Origin of the sequence: Pseudomonas sp. 44 R 15, assembly GCF_900004965.1 — a bacterium.
Taxonomy (GTDB): domain Bacteria; phylum Pseudomonadota; class Gammaproteobacteria; order Pseudomonadales; family Pseudomonadaceae; genus Aquipseudomonas; species Aquipseudomonas orientalis_A.
Genome location: NZ_CVTU01000030.1, coordinates 1 through 17,621 on the forward strand (window position 1 = coordinate 1; position 17,621 = coordinate 17,621).

Annotated in this window: 14 protein-coding genes; 1 reads left to right on the top strand and 13 read right to left on the bottom strand. The window is 63.9% G+C overall.

What is annotated here, in order from left to right; all coding sequences use genetic code 11:
• The 12 genes from BFP93_RS02245 to BFP93_RS02305 form a co-directional block, all read right to left on the bottom strand.
• Nucleotides 1-962: lipid II flippase MurJ (locus BFP93_RS02245; RefSeq protein ID WP_065891793.1), on the bottom strand; the 962-nt coding region annotated here is incomplete at its 3' end.
• Nucleotides 962-2,395, bottom strand: coding sequence for an O-antigen ligase family protein (locus BFP93_RS02250; protein WP_065891794.1), 1,434 nt, complete (start codon nt 2,393-2,395; stop codon nt 962-964). The genes BFP93_RS02250 and BFP93_RS02245, both read right to left, overlap by 1 nt.
• Nucleotides 2,392-3,495, bottom strand: coding sequence for a glycosyltransferase family 4 protein (locus BFP93_RS02255; protein ID WP_065891795.1), 1,104 nt, complete (start codon nt 3,493-3,495; stop codon nt 2,392-2,394). Before BFP93_RS02255 ends, BFP93_RS02250 begins: the two co-directional genes overlap by 4 nt.
• A complete protein-coding gene (locus tag BFP93_RS02260) occupies nt 3,486-4,703 on the bottom strand; it encodes a glycosyltransferase family 4 protein (RefSeq protein WP_065891796.1) in 1,218 nt (405 codons plus the stop codon). The genes BFP93_RS02255 and BFP93_RS02260 overlap by 10 nt, the downstream gene beginning before the upstream one ends.
• Nucleotides 4,704-4,711: 8 nt before the next feature.
• The gene (locus BFP93_RS02265; RefSeq protein ID WP_065891797.1) at nt 4,712-6,040 is read right to left on the bottom strand and encodes a cellulase family glycosylhydrolase; all 1,329 of its coding nucleotides are present in this window, start codon (nt 6,038-6,040) and stop codon (nt 4,712-4,714) included.
• A complete protein-coding gene (locus BFP93_RS02270; RefSeq protein WP_065891798.1) occupies nt 6,030-7,220 on the bottom strand; it encodes a glycosyltransferase in 1,191 nt (396 codons plus the stop codon). The genes BFP93_RS02265 and BFP93_RS02270 overlap by 11 nt, the downstream gene beginning before the upstream one ends.
• Complete coding sequence (locus BFP93_RS02275; protein WP_065891799.1) at nt 7,220-9,211, bottom strand: GumC family protein; 1,992 nt, start codon at nt 9,209-9,211, stop codon at nt 7,220-7,222. The genes BFP93_RS02270 and BFP93_RS02275 overlap by 1 nt, the downstream gene beginning before the upstream one ends.
• Nucleotides 9,212-9,225: 14 nt before the next feature.
• Nucleotides 9,226-10,002 carry a polysaccharide biosynthesis/export family protein gene (locus tag BFP93_RS02280; RefSeq protein WP_065883162.1) on the bottom strand — a complete coding sequence of 259 codons (777 nt, stop codon included), beginning with the start codon at nt 10,000-10,002 and terminating at the stop codon, nt 9,226-9,228.
• Nucleotides 10,003-10,031: 29 nt separating this feature from the next.
• Entirely contained in the window at nt 10,032-10,943 is a 912-nt protein-coding gene (locus BFP93_RS02285) for a glycosyltransferase family 2 protein (RefSeq protein ID WP_065891800.1), read from the bottom strand.
• A gap of 1 nt (nt 10,944) precedes the next feature.
• Nucleotides 10,945-12,405: a mannose-1-phosphate guanylyltransferase/mannose-6-phosphate isomerase gene (locus BFP93_RS02290; RefSeq protein WP_065891801.1), complete on the bottom strand. Its 1,461-nt coding sequence runs from the start codon at nt 12,403-12,405 to the stop codon at nt 10,945-10,947.
• Nucleotides 12,405-13,844, bottom strand: coding sequence for an undecaprenyl-phosphate glucose phosphotransferase (locus tag BFP93_RS02295; RefSeq protein WP_065891802.1), 1,440 nt, complete (start codon nt 13,842-13,844; stop codon nt 12,405-12,407). Before BFP93_RS02295 ends, BFP93_RS02290 begins: the two co-directional genes overlap by 1 nt.
• A 1,125-nt stretch (nt 13,845-14,969) precedes the next feature.
• Nucleotides 14,970-15,650, bottom strand: a complete 681-nt coding sequence (locus BFP93_RS02305; RefSeq protein WP_065891804.1) for a DJ-1/PfpI family protein — start codon at nt 15,648-15,650, stop codon at nt 14,970-14,972.
• A gap of 92 nt (nt 15,651-15,742) precedes the next feature.
• Here BFP93_RS02305 and BFP93_RS02310 point away from each other — a divergent pair, with 92 nt between their 5' ends.
• The gene (locus BFP93_RS02310; protein WP_065891805.1) at nt 15,743-16,708 is read left to right on the top strand and encodes a GlxA family transcriptional regulator; all 966 of its coding nucleotides are present in this window, start codon (nt 15,743-15,745) and stop codon (nt 16,706-16,708) included.
• Here the strand turns inward: BFP93_RS02310 and BFP93_RS02315 are convergent.
• Complete coding sequence (locus BFP93_RS02315; protein WP_065891806.1) at nt 16,697-17,599, bottom strand: alpha/beta fold hydrolase; 903 nt, start codon at nt 17,597-17,599, stop codon at nt 16,697-16,699. The genes BFP93_RS02310 and BFP93_RS02315 overlap by 12 nt on opposite strands.
• Between the last annotated feature and the right edge of the window lie 22 nt (nt 17,600-17,621).

Sequence of the window (17,621 nt, forward strand, 5' to 3'; positions counted from 1 at the left end):
AGCAGCAGCGCCACCAGGCTCGGCGCCGCCGCCACCAGGCCGACGCCGGCCGGCAAGGTCAGCACGCTGGCGGTTTCCAGGCCACGCTTGAGCAGGGCCAGGCGTTCATCGCCCTGACGCCGGCTCATCATGCCCAGAAGCACTTGATTGAGGCTCATCAGCGCAATCAGCGGCAGGTTCATCAGCTTGCGTGCCAGGTTGACCCAGGTCACCGCGCCTTCCCCCAGCAGCGATGCCACCAGACGCTCGATCAACGCCAGGCCCTGACTGGCACCGTTGCTCAGCAACAGGGGGCCGATGCGCTGGCCCAGCTCGCGCAAGGGCGCGAGCGACAGCTGCATGCGCCAGGGTCGCCAGCCCTGGCGCCAGATCGACGGCAGCAACGCCAATGGCATCAACGCGCTGCCGACCAGGCACGCCAGCGCGAGGCTGTGGGGCTGGCTGGCGGTGCCTGCCAACGCGAGGTATGTCACCGGCGGCAGGTTGAACAGCAGCGAGCCCAACCCCGCCAGCACAAACCGCTCGCTGGCCTGCAACGGCACGCTGAACAGTGCATGCAGCATCAGGCCCGGTACACACCAGGCCACGATCTGCAGATTGCTCGCGGCCAGGTTCGTGGCGCCGGCGGCCAGCCCAGGGCCGAGCACCTGCACCAGCCAGGGCGCCAACAGCATCAGCAACAGGCTCGTGAGCAGGGCGATCAGCATCAATGCCGGGAACAGCACCGCCAGCCAGTCCAGGCGTTCGCTGTCCCGGCGTTGCAGATACAGCGGCAACGCGGCGGCACTCAATACGCCACCGGCCAGCGACATGCGCAGCGCCTCGGGCAGGAACAAGGCGATCAGGAACGCATCACTGCGCTCGCCCGCGCCCCAGGCAGCCACCAGCAACCACTCGCGCGCAAACCCCAGGCACAGACCCAACAGGGTCGCCACGGTCAGCCATACGGCGGAGCCGAGCATCAGGGCCGCGCGCCATCAAGCATCGGCTTTTGATACAGCACCGCCTTGACCTGGGGCAGGCGCGCCGGGAACAAGCGGCGCGCTTCCAGCACGTTAATCCCCACCATCAGCCAGAACAGCGCCACCATCACCACGGCAAAGCTGAAGTAGTGGTCAAACAAACCGCTGACCAGCGCCGACAGAATCCCGGCCGTGCTGCCCAGCCACAGCGCATTGTCCTTGGTCAGGCGGATCGGGCCTTTTTCCGGCCGGGCCTCACGCCACCAGCGCACGGTGACCGCGATAAACAACAGCATGCCGACCACGCCGGTCTTGTAGATGAAGTTCAGCCACAGGTTGGAGATGCCCAGCAAGTGCGTGTCCGGTACCGGCGGGTCGACTTTGAAACCGATGCCGAACGGGTACGCCGCCACGGCCTGCGGGAACATGCGGTACTCGTCGAAGCGCACTTCGGTACTGGCGTTGCTCGACGAGAAAATCGTCGCCAGGCGCTCCTGCAACGGCGGATACGCCATGACCAGCGCCACGGTCAGTGCCGCGCCGATCATCAGCAAGCGTCCGGTGTAAGGCACGCGCCGGCCGGCCAGCCATATGAGCACCAGCGCCAGGCTGACCATCGCCCCCCGGCTGCTGGCCAGCAGCAGCGCCGCCGCCCCCAGGCACGCCACGGCCAGGCCCAGCGCGCGTTTCCAACCCTGTTCGGTCATGCCGAAGCAGAAGGCCAGGGGCAGCAGCAGCGCCATGATCCCGCCGATGGCATTCGGGTGCATCCACGGCGAGCCCATGCGCGACGACATGGCTTCCAGGCCGAATTTCAACATGTCGAAGTTGCCGTAATTGAGCAGCGCCAGGATCGGCGCAATCCCCGCCCCGGAGCGCGTGCGCACGAACACCGCGATCGACATCACCAGCATCGCCAGAGTGCCCAGCAGCAGGGCGATCACCAGGCTTTCGCGGCGCTTGTAGTCCACCAGCAACTTGGCCGTGAGAAACACCCCCGACAAATTCAGCAACCAGCGCAGCCAGTTGGCCACGCCGCTGCTTTCGGCGTGGATGCTGACCTGGCCGACAATGAACGGGAACACACTGAACAGCATCAGCCACAACAGCGCCTGGTCGGTGGGGCGGCGGGCCAGGCGCGGCGCATCCGGCAGGCGTGACAGAAAACTGTGCCACAGCACCGCGCCCCAGGTCAGCGCAAGAATCGCTTCGCACACCGTACTGCGGATGCCCAGGTTAAGCGTGGAGTAGGGCATGAAGGTCGCCACCAGGGCGAACAGCAACAAGCCCCAGAAGGGAAAGCGCAGGATGGTCACGGCCGCCGCCAGGCCAATCACGGCGAGAAACGCCTTGGCCGGTGACAGCGCCAGGGCGATTACGCCAAACAGCACGCCGAGGAGGATAGCGACGAGGCTTGCCAGGGAGAGTCTCATTTCAGTTCCTCGATCAGTTCGGCCAGGCGCTGACGATAGGCGTGTTGATTGAAACGTGCGGCCCATTGGCGATGGTCTTCGGGTGTGCCTTCATCGCCGCGCTCACCCAGGCTCAGCATCAGTTGCACCAGGGCAGGGCCGTCGGTGGGCGAAAAGCGCGGTGCCGCCGGCGGGGTGATTTCGTCGAGCGAGGTGCCGCTGGCCACGGCCACGGGGGTGCCGACGCTCAGCGCTTCAATCACCGGTAAACCGAAACCCTCGGCGTAGGACGGTTGCCACACACGTGACGCCTGGCGGTACAGCCCGTGCAACTCGGCGTCAGAGACGCCACTCAGCGCATGAATGCCCGCCAGCGTGCGCTGGGCTTCGGGCAAATGCTCCAGGCTGCCCACCAGTACCAGTTCCGGCACGTTGACGGACAAGCGCCGCGCCTGTTGCCAGGCGTCCACCAGGAACGGCACGTTCTTGCGCAATTCACGGGTGCCCACCAGCAGCCAGAAGCCCTTGGGCAATGGGCGCGCCGACAGGTCCGCCGCCGGTTCGTTGAAACCGTTCACCTGATTGGGCAGCACGCGAATCTTGCCCGCCGCCTGGGGAAACAACCGCGCAGTTTCGTCGGCGCTGTACTGGGAGGGTGTCCACACCCGGTCGGCGCTGCGTACCGCATAGGCAATCGACAGGCGATCGGTGGTCTTGTACACCAATGCCTTCAGGCGATTGGCGTGGTAGTTGTCCAGGGTGATCTGGAACAGGTCGTGCAGCAGCACCACGGTACGCAGTCCATTGGGCCTGGGCGGCAGCGGCAGGCCCATATTGAAGGTGCTGATGTACAGGTCGATGTGCTGTTCGCGCAGGGCGCGGGGTAAAAAACCGGCTTCGAAGCGCAGGCGATTGTGCGGCTGGTGCATCGCCGTTTTCGCGCAGCCCCAGGCCGGGCAGTGCGCCTGCAAGCGTGTTTCATCGCCCAGGGGCGCCACGGTAAAGCGCTCCAGTTCCAGGTCCGGCACGCTGCGCAGGGCGCTTTCCAGCGCATACACCTGGCGGCTGATGCCCGATTGCGGGGAGGTGCCGACGGTGCGGTAATCCAGGCCTACACGCATACGGGCTCCTTTTGATTGAGCGGCGACAGGGTGGCGTACACCTGCTCCAGTTGGCTGGCGGCAACGCTCCAGTCGTGGGCCCGCCGCACATAGGCGCGACCGGCTTCACCCATGGGCGCGGCGGTTTCGGGCGACTGCAACAGACGCACCACGGCGTCCGCCAGGCCGGCAGCGGTTTGCCCGCCGAGGTAATCCAGGCCGTCCACCAGGTCCAGGCCCGACACCCCCTGTTCGGTGCTGGCCAGGGGCAGGCCGGCGGCCAGCGCTTCGAGCACCTTGAGCTTGGAACCACCGCCATGGCGCAACGGCGCGAGAAACACCGAACAGGTCGATTGCAGGCTCAACAGGTCTGGCACAAAGCCTTGCCATTCGATGCGCGGGTCCTGCCAGCGTTCGCGCCAACTGGCGGGCATGCCGAAGCCGCACACACTCATGCGCGCGTCGGGGCAGTGTTCCCAGACTTTGGGCAGGATTTCATCCAGAGCCCATTCGATGGCATCTACATTGGGCGCGTACTCATAGTTGCCCAGGAACAGCACGCGGCGGGTCGACGGGTCAGGGCGGGCAGCGGCGAAGTGATCGCAGTCCACGCCATTGACCACCACCGGCACCGGTTTGCCGGCGATTTTTTCCAGTACCTGCGCATCGCTGTCGGTGACCGCCACCACCTGGGTGGCCTGGCGCATCACACGACGCTCCCAGCGCGTGTAGCGCCATTGGTCATAGCGAATAAATGGCAGCGCCCAACGTGGCAGGCGGTCGTAGGTGGCCGCGCCAAGGGCCGACTCGACGTTGTGTTCGGTCAGCACGAAGGGTTGGGATTTACGCACCAGCGCATCTTCGTAAGGTTGGAAGGTATAAGTGTGCTCGACCTGCACCACGTCCCAATGTTCGTTGAGCAGTTGGTTGAACCGGTCCTGCAGCGCTCCCGACAGGCCGTTGACGCTGGCCAGCAACGGGTAAGGCGCAAACAGCCCGGCCGCCAGGGTTTTCACGCTGCGCAGCGGGCGGCGCGGCAGGATGATCAATTGCTCGAGAAACGCCTCCAGCACCTGGCGATCGGTCAGCGACACCGGCTGCTTGTCGTGCAGCAGCAAGGTGATTCGGTGCCCACGTGCGGCCAGGCTGCGCAGCAAGTGGAACTGGCGCGTCTTGCCGCCGCTGGTGGCGGGCCAGGGCGAGTAGGGCAGGATCCATAAAATGCGCATGGCGGACTTCAATCCCATAACAGAATTTGCAGGTTCGACTTGACCGGGACAGTCAACCCGTCGGTGCCGCTCACTGGTGTCTGGGTGCCGCGCAACGGGTCATACAGCGTCGCGCTGGCGAGGTTCGGCAAGTGCGCGTTGCCGCCACCGGCCGACCAGAAAAACCACAACTTGCGCCCATCGGCGCGGGTCCAGCCGATGCTGAACAGGCCGTCGGGCAGTTGGTCGGCGGTGGGCGGGTCGCCGGGGGTCAATTGCGGGCCACTGACGTCGAGGAAATTTTTCAACGCGGTGTAGACCGGCTTGGGCTTGGCGTCGATATCGAGCAAGCCGTAGGCGCGGTCGCGCACGCTGGCGCGCTGATCCAGGTCGTTCAGGGTAAACAGGAAAATCTTGTCGAAATCCAGCGCGCTCATCAGCGCCAGGCGGCGTATCACATAATCGGCCTGGCCCTGTTGGCTGATGATGTCCTGGGCTTCCTTGGGCCCGAGGTAGTTCGACCAGCCCCACTCGGTGCTCCACAGGGTTTTCACGCCGCTGTTCCTCAGCTTCTGGTTGAGCGCGGTGGTCTTGGCCACGAAGTCGAGGTTGGCCGGGTCGTTGCCCTCGGGCAGTTGCGTGTACGGGTGGTAGGACATGACGGTGTTCAGGCTCGGCACGCCGAGGGCATCGAGGGCATCGAGCATGGTCTGGCCGTTGGGCATTTCGCTGAAAAACGCCATGCCGGCGGCCACCACCGGTTTGTTCGGGGCGACGGCGCGCAGTGCGGCGGCGGTGGTGCGCAGCAGCTGGGCATAACCGTCCGGGTCCGCCGCCGGGCGCCAGAAGCCCAGCAGGTTCGGCTCGTTCCACACCTGCCAGGCGTCGACGCTGGGGTAGCGCTGGGCCAACAGCGCCATGCGCAGCGCAAACACATTCGGGTCTCGCGGCGGGTACTGGTCCTGATACGGCGCACCCGCCGGCGCGGAGGTGATAAACGGCGCCGAGCCGACCAGGTAAAACACCGACTTGAGCTGGTTGTCTTTAAGCTTGGTCACCAACTGGTCCAGGGTCGCCACCTGGTATTGGTCGGCGACGGGTTCCAGCTGGTCCCAATGCAGGTCCAGGCGCACCCATTCCAGGCCCAGGTCCTTGAGGCGGTCGATCTGCAACTGGTAGCGCTCGGGGCTGAACCACAGGAACTGCGCGTTCACGCCGAGGAAGTCCTTCCACACCACCACCTTGTTGCCTTTGAGCACGTGGTTCTCGGCGTCGGCCGGGCGCCCCCAGATAAAGGCGGTCAGACCCAGGACGGCGACCAGCGCAAGGGTGGCGAAATACGTCCGTTTACGCGCCATACGGGGCTCCCGCAATTGCCTGTTCGAAAAGCTGCTTGAAGTGCTGCGCCGTCAGCGGCCATAAGCGTTCGCGGCCGATGGCCCCGGCGCGTTCGGCCCAGTCCCGGGCCAGGGTCGGTGTACGGGCCAGGCGCAACAACTGCTCGCCCAGCGCGGCCACATCGCCTTCGGGATAGATCGCGCCGTTACCGCTGGCGACTTCCTCGGCAAACGCCCGCGCATCGGAGGTAATCGCTCCACGCCCACACGCGGCGGCCCAGGACAGCGCGCCACTGGTGCCGCGCTGGCGGCCGAGCAGGCCGAGTTTTTTCGATTCGCGATACGGCAGCACCATCACATGGTGGGCCTGGATCGTCTGGGCAATGTCGTCAGCCGGCAGGTTCAGCCGCCAATCGATGACGCCTGCCAGGCCGAGGTCGGCGATCTGGCGGTTCAACTGCTCCAGGTAATTACCGCCCGCGCCAAACGCCATTTCGGCGGCAGTGCCACCGGCCAGGGTCAGGCGCACACGGTCACGCAATTGTGGGGCTTGCTTGAAGACGGCGGCCAGGGCCTGCAACAAGTCTTCAATGCCTTTGCCACGGTAGATAAAGCCGAAATACAGCAGGTGCAGCGTGTCCAGCGGCGGCAGGGCCACGGCTGGAATCAACAGGTTGGCGTGATGGATAACCGCCACCTTACCGGCTGGCAGTTGCATGCGCTGGCTGAGGCAATCGGCGCCCAGGCGCGTCAGGGTGATCAGCCGCGTCAGGCCCCGCGCGACCTGGCGTTCTTCACGCAGGGTCAGCGGGTCTGCCAGCACCACTGCCGCCTGCGGCAACGGGCTGGGCAGGCGCTCCAGCAGGTTGAGCGGGAAGGGCAGGTGCTCGCGCCGCCACACGATGCGCTCGGGGTCATGCACGGTGGCCGTCAGCGGCAGGTCCGGGTAGGCCTTGCGCAACTCGCGCAAGGCCAGGAACTCTCCCAGGCGCCCGCCGCCCAGCTCGGCGTGGACCAGGTCCACGCTGCGCCAGTCGAACGCGGCAACCGCCTGCCTGATCGCCGCGCTTGAGCCTTCCACGCCGCTCAACGGTGTCAGCACCGTCACGCCCAGTTGCTCCAATGCCGTCTTGAAATGGTTCGCATAGTCGGCGATCCCGTTTTTTTCCGGCGGCAAGGGGGCAAGCAGGGCGATGCGCATCAGAACGCCCCCCGGTATTTGCCGATGGTGCGCAGCACCTTGGCTGGCACTTCGAACTTGCGGCGGTTGATGATGATGCCATCGACTTTGCCGAACGCCGTGTTGAGGATCGACAGCGCATGCTCCACCACCGGCACCGTGCTCTTGCGGGCTTCGACCACCAGCGCGATCAGGTCGGCGCGCAGCAGGTTGACGAAGGCATCGCGGTTGTCCAGCAGCGCCGAGGCGTCCAGCAGCACCACTTCGCCTGGCGCCGCAGGATCAGCGCCGCCGATGCGCACGGTGATGCCGTTTTCCAGGAGCAGTTGACGCAGTTGCTCCACCACGAAGGTCACCCCTTCACCGTGGCGCGCCGAGGTCAGCCCAAGGGTCAGGCCGCGTTCGGCCACGCGGTCCAGCTGCAGCAGGCCGTACAACCGGTAAATGCTCGCATTGAACGCATTGGTGCCTTGCGCGGTGCTGGTGTCCAGCTCCGGCAACGTGGTCCACAGCGGCAGGCCGAACTTGCGTTCCACCAGGCCGCCATCGTGAATGCGCTGGTCGAGCAGGTAGCACAGGTAGACCACCAGCAGGCCGACGACGATGGCGAACGGGATCGCCAGCAACAGCATCAGCAGGGTTTTGGGGAAGATGCGGCCCGGGTTCAGGGTGGCTTCTTCGATCACCGCGATGTTGCTGATCTGGCTGTTATCCAACTCACGGTCGATGCGCGACTTCTCCAGGTTGTCCACGTACAGCGCGTAGTTGCGCTCGGTGGCGCCCAGCTCACGGGACAGGCGCGCCAGTTCCGGTTCAATCTCCAGCGCTTCCTTGCGTTGCGCCTCGAGGTTGACCAGTTGCTTCTGCTGTTGCACCAGCTGGGTACGCAGCGCCAGGTTGTTGCTGGACTCGTCGAGCAGCACACGCTGCAAGTGGATTTCCAGGGTGTTCGGTGCGCGGTTTTCCGAACTTTGCACGGTGTTGCTTTCACTCGCGACCTGGACCCGCATCGCCTGAATCGACGCATCCAGGGCTTTGACCGGCGGCGCGTTATCGGTGTAGGTGCGCATCATGTCGGCTTTTTCCAGCAGCTTCTGGTTGAGCAGACGACGCAAATCCTGCTGCTGCGGGTTCAGCGCAATCTGGCGAACCGTGGTCACTTCCTTGGGTTGGGTCTTGAGCTGGGTGCGCGTGCTCGCAATGGCGCTGTCGGACGAAGCGATCAAGCGCGTGGTGTTGAAGGTTTCACCGCGCAACACGTTGATGCGCTCGGACAAATCCTCCAGGCGATCGGTGATGCTCGCCGCGCCAATGCGGTTCAATTGGGCAAGGATCTGCTCCTTGTAGCTCTTGATCTCGGTGGCGCTGTTGGACACCTGGCCTTCATAGAAGACGTACAGGCTCTTGCGCCCCAGGGCCTGGGTGCGTTCGTTGATGTAGATCTCGACCCAACTCTTGACCACCGCCTGGGCGATTTGCGGGTCGCTCCACTTGAAGCTGATGTCCATCACCGTGGAGCCGGCCGCGTGGCTGACTTCGAAGTTCTTCTCCAGGCCCGCGGCGAGGCGCTCCACCGGCGTGGTCCGTTCAATCACGCCCACGGTTTCCAACACCACGCGCACCCCATCGAACACTGCGCCGATGCCGTTTTTGACGTAGTACTTGGTGCGTTGCCAGACGCCTTCGGGCGGCGGCATTTTGTCGATGACTTCCAGGTAATGCTCGGCCACCGCCCGTACGATCGGGCGCCCGGTGAGCAGGCGTTCCTCATCGACGATCGGGTCGCGCTGGGTGCTGGGCATCACCAGCGCCTGGCGATTGCTGATCTCGATCGGCAGCGTCGAATCACGCCCCGGCTTGACCAGCAGGCGCGCGGTGGATTCGAACTTGGCCGGCAGCAGGAACGCCCCCAGCAGGATGATCACCAGCGCCGCGATGGCCGCCAGCTTGAACTCATGCCGGAAGATGAAGAACAGGCGCAGAAGATCGCGAAAAGAACGGATCTCGATCATGGGATGTCGCTCCTTTAGTTACTGCCGCCGCTGGTTCGGGTGTAGTTGTAGCCAACCCCGATCGACTTGGTGAATGGGATCAGTTGGTTCAGGTAGGTATCCACGCCCTGGATGCGCTCGCCCACATTGGATTTGGGCACGAACACCACGTCACCGCGTTGCAGGGGCACTTGTTTGCGTCCGTTGGGGCCGGTCTTGAGGTATTGGCTGAAGTCCAGGAAGTAGGCGCGATAGACGCCCTGGGTATCTTCGCGCAGCAGCGCGACCATGCTCGCATTGCCCGCCGGGTTCACCCCGCCCGCGCCGATAATGGCTTGCTCCAGGGTGTTGGCCACTGCGATCGACACCGAGGTCGGGTTGTTCACCGCGCCGCCGACAATGATCGAATTGGCCGGCGCCTGGTTGATGTTTACCGTCACCCGCGGCTCGCGATACACCGGCGTGAGCTTGTTGGTCAGCTCGTTCGCCACTTCCGTCGGCGTGCGTCGGGCCACCTGGATCGGACCCAGGAACGGGTAGTTGATCTTGCCGTCGCTTTGCACCGTGTACAGCGTCAGCTCGTAGATCGTACTGACGTTGAACGCCGACAGCGTCGGCATTTCCCCGGCATCGCGCACGATACGCAACTGATCGCCGATGCGGATGCGTTCCACCGCAGGCGGCAGTTGGGCAAGCTGGTCGAGCGCGCGCTTGCCGTCCTCGACCGTCTTGTCGTCGGGCGCAACGATGCGCGCGGGCGTATTGCAGGCGGCCAGGGCCATCATGGCCAGGACGAGCAGGGTTCGTTTCATCAAATAGGACTTCCTGTAGGTCATGATGCTCACCTCCAATAACCGGGGAACATGCTGATGCGCCGCTTGAGGGCGAGGGGTAGCCGGCGCTCCTGCTGGCCCAGCCGATAGCCGAGCAACTTGAACGCGCTGCGCACCAGCACTTCGGGTACGCGGTGCCAGGCACCGGCTGCGCGCAATGCCGCGAGTTCAGCCAGTACATAGCGTTTACCTTCACCGCCGGCATCGCCAAAGGCCTGGCGTATCCACGGTTCGCGACCGTAGAACACGCCAATGTCGAAGTAGCGGTGAAACTCGTCCATGAGTCGGTAATCGTGGGAGTGGTACACCTGCGCGGAGGCCGCGTAGCGCACGGTGTAACCTTCGATCAGCAGGCGTGCCGCGACGTAGGCGTCTTCGCTGCCGATCACATCGGCGGGGAAGCCGCCCACGGCCTGCAGGGCGCTGCGCCGGTAGACGGAAAACGAATCGGAGCTGAAACAGGTCTTGATCCCCAGTTCCGGCGCATCGGCCAGGCGCTTGCTGCGGCTTTGAGCCGGATAATTGAAGTGACGCGACTGCGCGCCCAGCACACCGGCATCCGGATGCGGCAACTGGCGCCCGTAGGCCACGCCGTTGAGCGGGTCCTGCTGCAATTCCGCGAGCAGGTTGGCGAAGGTTTCCGGGGTGGCGGGGATGGCGTCCTGGGTCATCACGATCAGGGCGTCACCGCTGACTTGCTCGCTGGCCCAGCGCCGTGTGCCGCCGTGATTGAAGGTGCGCGCGTCGATCACCTCGACCCGCGCACCGTAGTCGCGAAAGCGCGCCACGGTGTCATCGCTGGAGGCGCTGTCGACCACCAGCATGTCGTCCGGCTGCAGGGTTTGCATCTTCAGTGCAGGCAGCAGCCGCGCCAGGTGGCTGGAGGCGTTACGGGTCGGGATGATCAACGAAGTGCGCATGTCATTTCTTCACGTCGGCAGGCGCACGCCCGTAGATGTCATCGAACCGCACGATGTCGTCTTCGCCCAGGTACTCGCCGCTCTGCACCTCGATCATCACCAGGTCGATGATGCCGGGGTTGGTCAGGCGGTGTTTGTGCCCGGCCGGTATGTAGGTGGATTCGTTGGCGTTGATCAGGAATTCGCGTTCGCCATTGGTGATCTGCGCCGCGCCGCTGACCACCACCCAGTGCTCGCTGCGGTGGTGGTGCATTTGCAGCGACAACGACGCCTGGGGCTTGACCACGATGCGCTTGATCTTGAAGCGGCTGCTTTCCTCCAGCACCGTGTAGGTGCCCCACGGCCGTGTGACGGTGCGGTGCAGGCTGAAGGCCGGATGGTTCTGGCGCTTGAGCTCGGCCACGATGTAGCGCACGTCCTGGCTGCGGTTGGCGTCGGCGATCAGCAGGGCGTCGGGGGTGTCGACGATGATCAGGTCACGCACGCCAACCGCACCGAGTACGCGCTTGGGCGAGTCGATGTAGCAGTTGTGCACGTCGTGCAGGATCGCTTCGCCATTGACCTGGTTGCCCTGGGCATCGCTGGGGGTGAGCTGGCGCAGGGCTTCCCAGGAACCGATATCGCTCCAGCCGATGTCGCACGGCACCACGGCCACTTGCTGGGACTTTTCCATCAGCGCCACATCAATGGAGATGTCCGGCGCACTGGCGAAGGCATCGCTGTCCAGTTCGCGCTGGCGCGAGGTTTTGTTTTGCAGGTGCTGACTGTGCTCGAGGGCGGCACGTGCGGCGCTCAGCACGTCGGGCGCGTGGGTGTTCAGTTCATCCACCAGGGTGCTGGCCTTGAAGCAGAACATGCCGGCATTCCACAGGTGCTTGCCGCCGTCGAGGTAGGCTTGGGCGGTGGCCAGGTCGGGTTTTTCGACAAAGCGCTTGACCCGGTTGCCCAGGCTCAGCGCTTCGCCTTGTTCGATATAGCCGAAGCCGGTTTCCGGGTGGTCGGGCTGGATGCCGAAGGTCACCAGATAGCCGGCTTCGGCCAGTTCGCGGGCCTGGGTCACCGCCTCGGCGAACGCGCTTTCATCCAGCACCAGGTGGTCGGCGGGCATCACCAGCAGTTGCGCCTCGCCACCGAAATGTTCCTGCACATGCAGCGCCGCCACGGCGATGGCCGCAGCGGTATTGCGCCCGAACGGTTCGAGCAGCAGGTCCAGGGGCAGGTGGGCCTTGTTGACGCTGCGGTAGTCGTCCAGGGTGCGAAACAGCAGGTCGCGGTTGGTCACCGTGAGCACGCTATCCACACCGGGCAGGCGGGCGGCGCGCTGGAAGGTTTTCTGCAGCAGGCTCTGGCCGTCGCGCATGCGCATGAACGGCTTGGGCATGTTCTGCCGGGACACCGGCCACAAGCGGGTGCCCGAACCACCGGAAATGATGCAGGGAATCAATCCGTTGAGTGTATTCATCAATAGACTTCCTTGGTGGAAAGGACGGCCGGGACCGTCATGAAAACGATGTACAAGTCAAACCACACCGACCATTTGGAGATGTACTCCAGGTCGTACTCGACGCGTTTCTGGATTTTGAACAGGGTATCGGTTTCGCCCCGGTAGCCGTTGATCTGCGCCCAGCCGGTAATGCCCGGCTTGACCCGGTGCCGCGAGCTGTATTCGCTGACCGCCACCTCAAAGGCAACGCCTGCCGCCTTGGTTGCGGTGGCGTGGGGGCGCGGGCCGACCATGGACATGTTGCCCAGCAGTACGTTGAACAATTGCGGCAGCTCGTCGATGCTGGTTTTGCGGATGATGCGCCCGACCCGGGTGATGCGCGGGTCCTGGCGGGTGGTCTGGCGTTCGGCGGTAAAGTCGCTTTGGTCGGTGAACATCGAGCGGAACTTGAACACACGGATTTCATTATCGTTGTAGCCGTAGCGGTTCTGGCGAAAAAGAATCGGACCCTTGGAATCGAGCTTGATGGCGATCGCCGTCAGCAGCATCACCGGCGACAGCACCACCAGGGCGACGCTGGCCAGCAGCAAGTCTTCGCAGCGCTTGATAACGGGCGACCAGCCGCGCAGCGGTAACTGCGAAGTATTGAACATCAGGATGCCGCCCACATCGGTAATGCGGCTGTGGCCGTAGCGCAGGGCGGCCATGTCCGGCACCAGCATGACGTTCACCGACATCTGCCGCAGGCGGTTGACCAACCCGTGAATACGCTGCTCGGCGGCCCACGGCAGGCAGATCATCACTTGGTTGACTTGCTCGGCGCGGATCAGCTTTTCCAGATCGCGGGTATTGCCCAGCAAAGGCAGACTGCTGAGTTCCTTGGGAATGCGTTCGGTGCGGTCGTCGATAAAGCCGATCAGGCCGGAGCGGATATCGCCATTGCGTTGCAGGTGGTCGGCGACATGTATGGCGGTATCGGTGAAGCCCAGAATCACCGTGCGCTGCAGGAATTTGCCCTTGCGCATCAGGCTGCGGTACAGGCGCAGCATCAGCAGACGCTCCAGGCAGAACAGCGCGAGGCTGGCGAAATACCAGGCCACCAGGTTGCGTGGGGTCAACTGTGGGAAGAATTGCAGGATCTGGTACATGAACAGCAGGATGCAGAACGCCGCCGACCATGCCACGATTTTCGCGCGCAGGCGCAAGCGGTTGCTGAACAGCTCTTCGGAATAGATCCCCAAGGCCTGGAACAGAATGATCGTCAACACCGCGAAAAACAGCAACAGCCCGAGGAAGTGCGAGCGCATCTCGGGGTCCATCGGGTCGAGGACAAACGCCAGGAACAACGGTGGAAAAATGGCGCTCAGTCCGTGGCCCAACTTGACAAAAACAATAAAAAACTCAACGAACCCGGCCCGGGTCAGGAACAAGCTGACGACAGATGACTTCTCGCGCATACCAACATCCCTCATTGCATACCAGGTTCTTTGCGCGACTGATGGACCCAGTCGCCCGCGAGCTACATCTGGTTAAAACACAACCGTTCATTCACGTGGAGACATCCAAATGAATGTAATTTGGCGGAGGAAGTGGCTGAAAGAGTTTCTATTCTGGCGTAGTCAATAAATTGACCATAAGGCGAGGATGGTATTTTATGCATCCTGATTGGTCCTTTGTATGACATTACTTTGACGTTCCTTGTGCTTAGTACTCGGGATAGCACTGTGATTTTGAGTGTAGGAACAAATGTCAGAATTTTCCTGTCCGTCAGGAAAGCTTTTTTTTGACGGGAGGGGGAAATGGGGACGCCGAGGGGCGGCTGCATCAGGCAGTCACCCTCGGAGAAAGGGAGGAGTCAGAAGGTGCCTTGAATGCAGTGAGCATTTCACCCACCGCCGAATCCAGGCACTGGAACGCGGACACTGTGGGAGGGGGCTTGCCCCCGATGACGGAGTGTCAGCACCGGATGTATCAACTGACCCACCACCATCTGGGGCAAGCCCCCTCCCACATTTAACGGTGTTGCCTGCCCCACTATCGAACGCCGTCAGCCATGCATCTCAGCCACCGCCGCCGAATCCAGGCATTGAAACGCGGACACTGTGGGAGGGGGCTTGCCCCCGATGACGGAGTGTCAGCACCGGATGTCTCAGCTGACCCACCGCCATTGGGGGCAAGCCCCCTCCCACATTTCACGGCGCTGCCGTCGCCACCATTGAGCGCCGTCAGCCATGCATCTCAACCACCGCCGCCGAATCCAGGCATTGGAATGCGGACACTGTGGGAGGGGGCTTGCCCCCGATGACGGAGTGTCAGCAGCGGATGTATCAACTGACCCACCGCCATCGGGAGCAAGCCCCCTCCCACATTTAACGGCGCTGCCGTCGCCACCATTGAGCGCCGTCAGCCATGCATCTCAACCACCGCCGCCGAATCCAGGCATTGAAACGCGGACACTGTGGGAGGGGCTTGCCCCCGATGACGGGGTGTCAGCAGCGGATGTCTCAGCTGACCCACCGCCCGGGGGCAAGCCCTCTCTCACATTGGGTCCTTCATGGGCCAGTGGGAACTCAGCTGCCAGCTCAACCCAGGCGCGCGGCCGCCCGCGCGACAATCTCTGCACGCACTCTGCGCGATTCTGCCGTGCGCTTGTTGGCTTCTTCCAGTACGTGCGTGGGCGCTGTATCCGGGCGGCCCGAGTCGAACGGTGGGGCCGGTGCGTATTCGATTTGCAATTGCACCAGTTGCGCCGCCGCTTCGCTGTACAACTCCGCCGCCAGGGTCAGCGCAAAGTCGATGCCGGCGGTGATTCCGCCCCCGGTAAACAGGTTGCCGTCACGCACCACGCGCGCTTGCACGGGGATGGCGCCCAGTGGCGCAAGCAGGTCGTGGTAGGCCCAGTGGGTGGTGGCCTTGCGGCCGCGCAGCAAACCCGCCGCGCCCAGTACCAGCGAGCCGGTGCACACCGAGGTTATATAGCGCACGGTTTGTGCCTGGGCCTTGAGGAAGTCCAGGGTGCCGGGGTCTTCCATCAGTGCGCCCACACCCGAGCCGCCGGGCACGCACAGTACGTCGAGTTTCGGGCAGTCGGCGTAGGTCATGGTCGGCGTAAACACCAGGCCGGTGCTGGAGGTGACCGGTGCCAGGTCCTGCCACACCAAATGCAGCTTCACGTCCGGCAGTGAGCCGAGCACGTCGTAGGGGCCGGTCAGGTCCAGTTGCTGGATGCCGGGAAATAGCAGAAAGCCGATGTGCAAGGTCATGGATGACGCTCCGATAAAGAGGGTGGACGACTTCACTGTAGAGGCCTAGGCTTTGGCGCACACGCCATTAAGCCCACAGATCTCGCCAAACTATGCCCAGAGTTATTCATGTCCTCGCTTTCGATAATGCCCAGGTACTCGACGTCACCGGGCCTTTGCAGGTGTTTGCGTCGGCCAATGACCTGGCCCGCCAGCGCGGTCTGCCGTTGCCCTATGCGGTAAATGTGATCGCTGACCAGGCCAAACCGGTGGTGACGTCTGCGGGCCTGGCGCTGTTGGCCGATCCGCTGCCCGCCGTCGATCAGGCGTGCGACACGCTGGTGATCGCCGGCGGCTGGGGCGTGTACGGCGCCGCCGAAGACCCGGCGCTGGTGCACTGGGTGCGGGAAAAGTCGCGGCACACCCGGCGCATGGCCTCGGTCTGCACCGGCGCTTTTCTGCTGGCCGCCAGTGGCTTGCTCGACGGTTGCCGCGTGGCCACTCACTGGACGCGCTGTGAAGAACTGGCGCGCAAGTTTCCCGCGCTGACGGTGGAGTCCAATCCAATTTTTATCCGGCAAGGCGCGCTGTGGACCTCGGCCGGCGTGACCGCCGGTATCGATCTGTGCCTGGCCCTGGTGGAGGAGGACCTGGGGCGCGCGGTCGCCCTGGAAGTGGCGCGGCACCTGGTGGTGTTCCTCAAACGTCCCGGCGGGCAGTCGCAATTCAGCGTGACGTTATCCCTGCAACAGCGCGACAGCCGCTTTGCCGAGTTGCACGCCTGGATCGGCGAAAATCTCACGCTGGATTTGAGTATTTCCACCCTGGCCGCCCAGGCCGGCATGAGCGAGCGCAGCTTTGTGCGCCACTACCGCGCCGAAACCGGCCAGACCCCGGCGCGGGCGGTGGAGCTGCTGCGTGTTGAAAGTGCGCGCCGGCAATTGGCCGACAGCAGCACCTCGATCAAGCGCATCGCCGTGCAGTGCGGGTTCGGCTGTGAAGAGACCCTGCGGCGCAGTTTCCTGCGGGCCCTGTCGGTGACGCCCCAGGCCTACCGCGAGCGATTTTCACCGCTGTAGCAATTCCAGCAGCGCTGCCAGGGTGGCCTGTGGCGCTTCCTGGGGAATATTGTGGCCCACGCCGGGCAACACGTGCCGTCGATAAAAACCGCTGAAATGCTCGATATCGTCGTCCTCTGCCGGTGGCGGCCCCACGCCGTCATCGGCACCGCACAGGGAAATGCTCGGCACCGAAATCGGCGGTTGTTGCGCCAGTGCCTGCTCGATGAACGCCAGCGCCGGGTCGCCCGGCGCGTACTGGAAGCGATGGCGGTAGGAATGGATCACCACCTCGACAAAGTCCGGGTTGTCGAACGATGGCGCGGTCTGCCCGTACAGGCTCGGCCCGCGCGTCCAGGACGGCGACCACAACGACCACAACAGCTCGCACAGTTCCCGCCGGTTGGCGGTCAGACCATCCACGCCGCGCTGGGTGTGAAAGTAATACTGGTACCACAAGCGATGTTCTGTCTCTGGTGCTCGCGGCTTGAGTGACTGGGCGATGTCCTGGATGTTGTAGCCATCGCCGGTCACCAACCCGCGAACCCGAATCGGCCACAGCGCCGCGACGATACACGCGGCACGCCCGCCCCAGTCATAACCGGCCAGGGTGGCGCAGGGGATGGACAGCGCATCCATGAAGTCCAGCAAGTCCTTGCCCAGCGCCGCCTGCTGACCGGAACGCATGACCTGTTCGTTGATAAACCGCGTCGGGCCATAACCGCGCAGGTAGGGCACCAACACGCGGTAACCCTGTTCGGCCAGGCCCGGCGCGATCTCGTCGTAGCCGCGAGGGTCGTAGGGGAAACCGTGCAGCAGGATCACCGGCTCACCGTCGAGCGGGCCGTGGGTTTCATAGGCAACATCGAGCATGGACGTGCGCACGTAGAGCAACGGGGCGAGGGTGGTCATGATCGGCTCCTAAGCAGGGGGA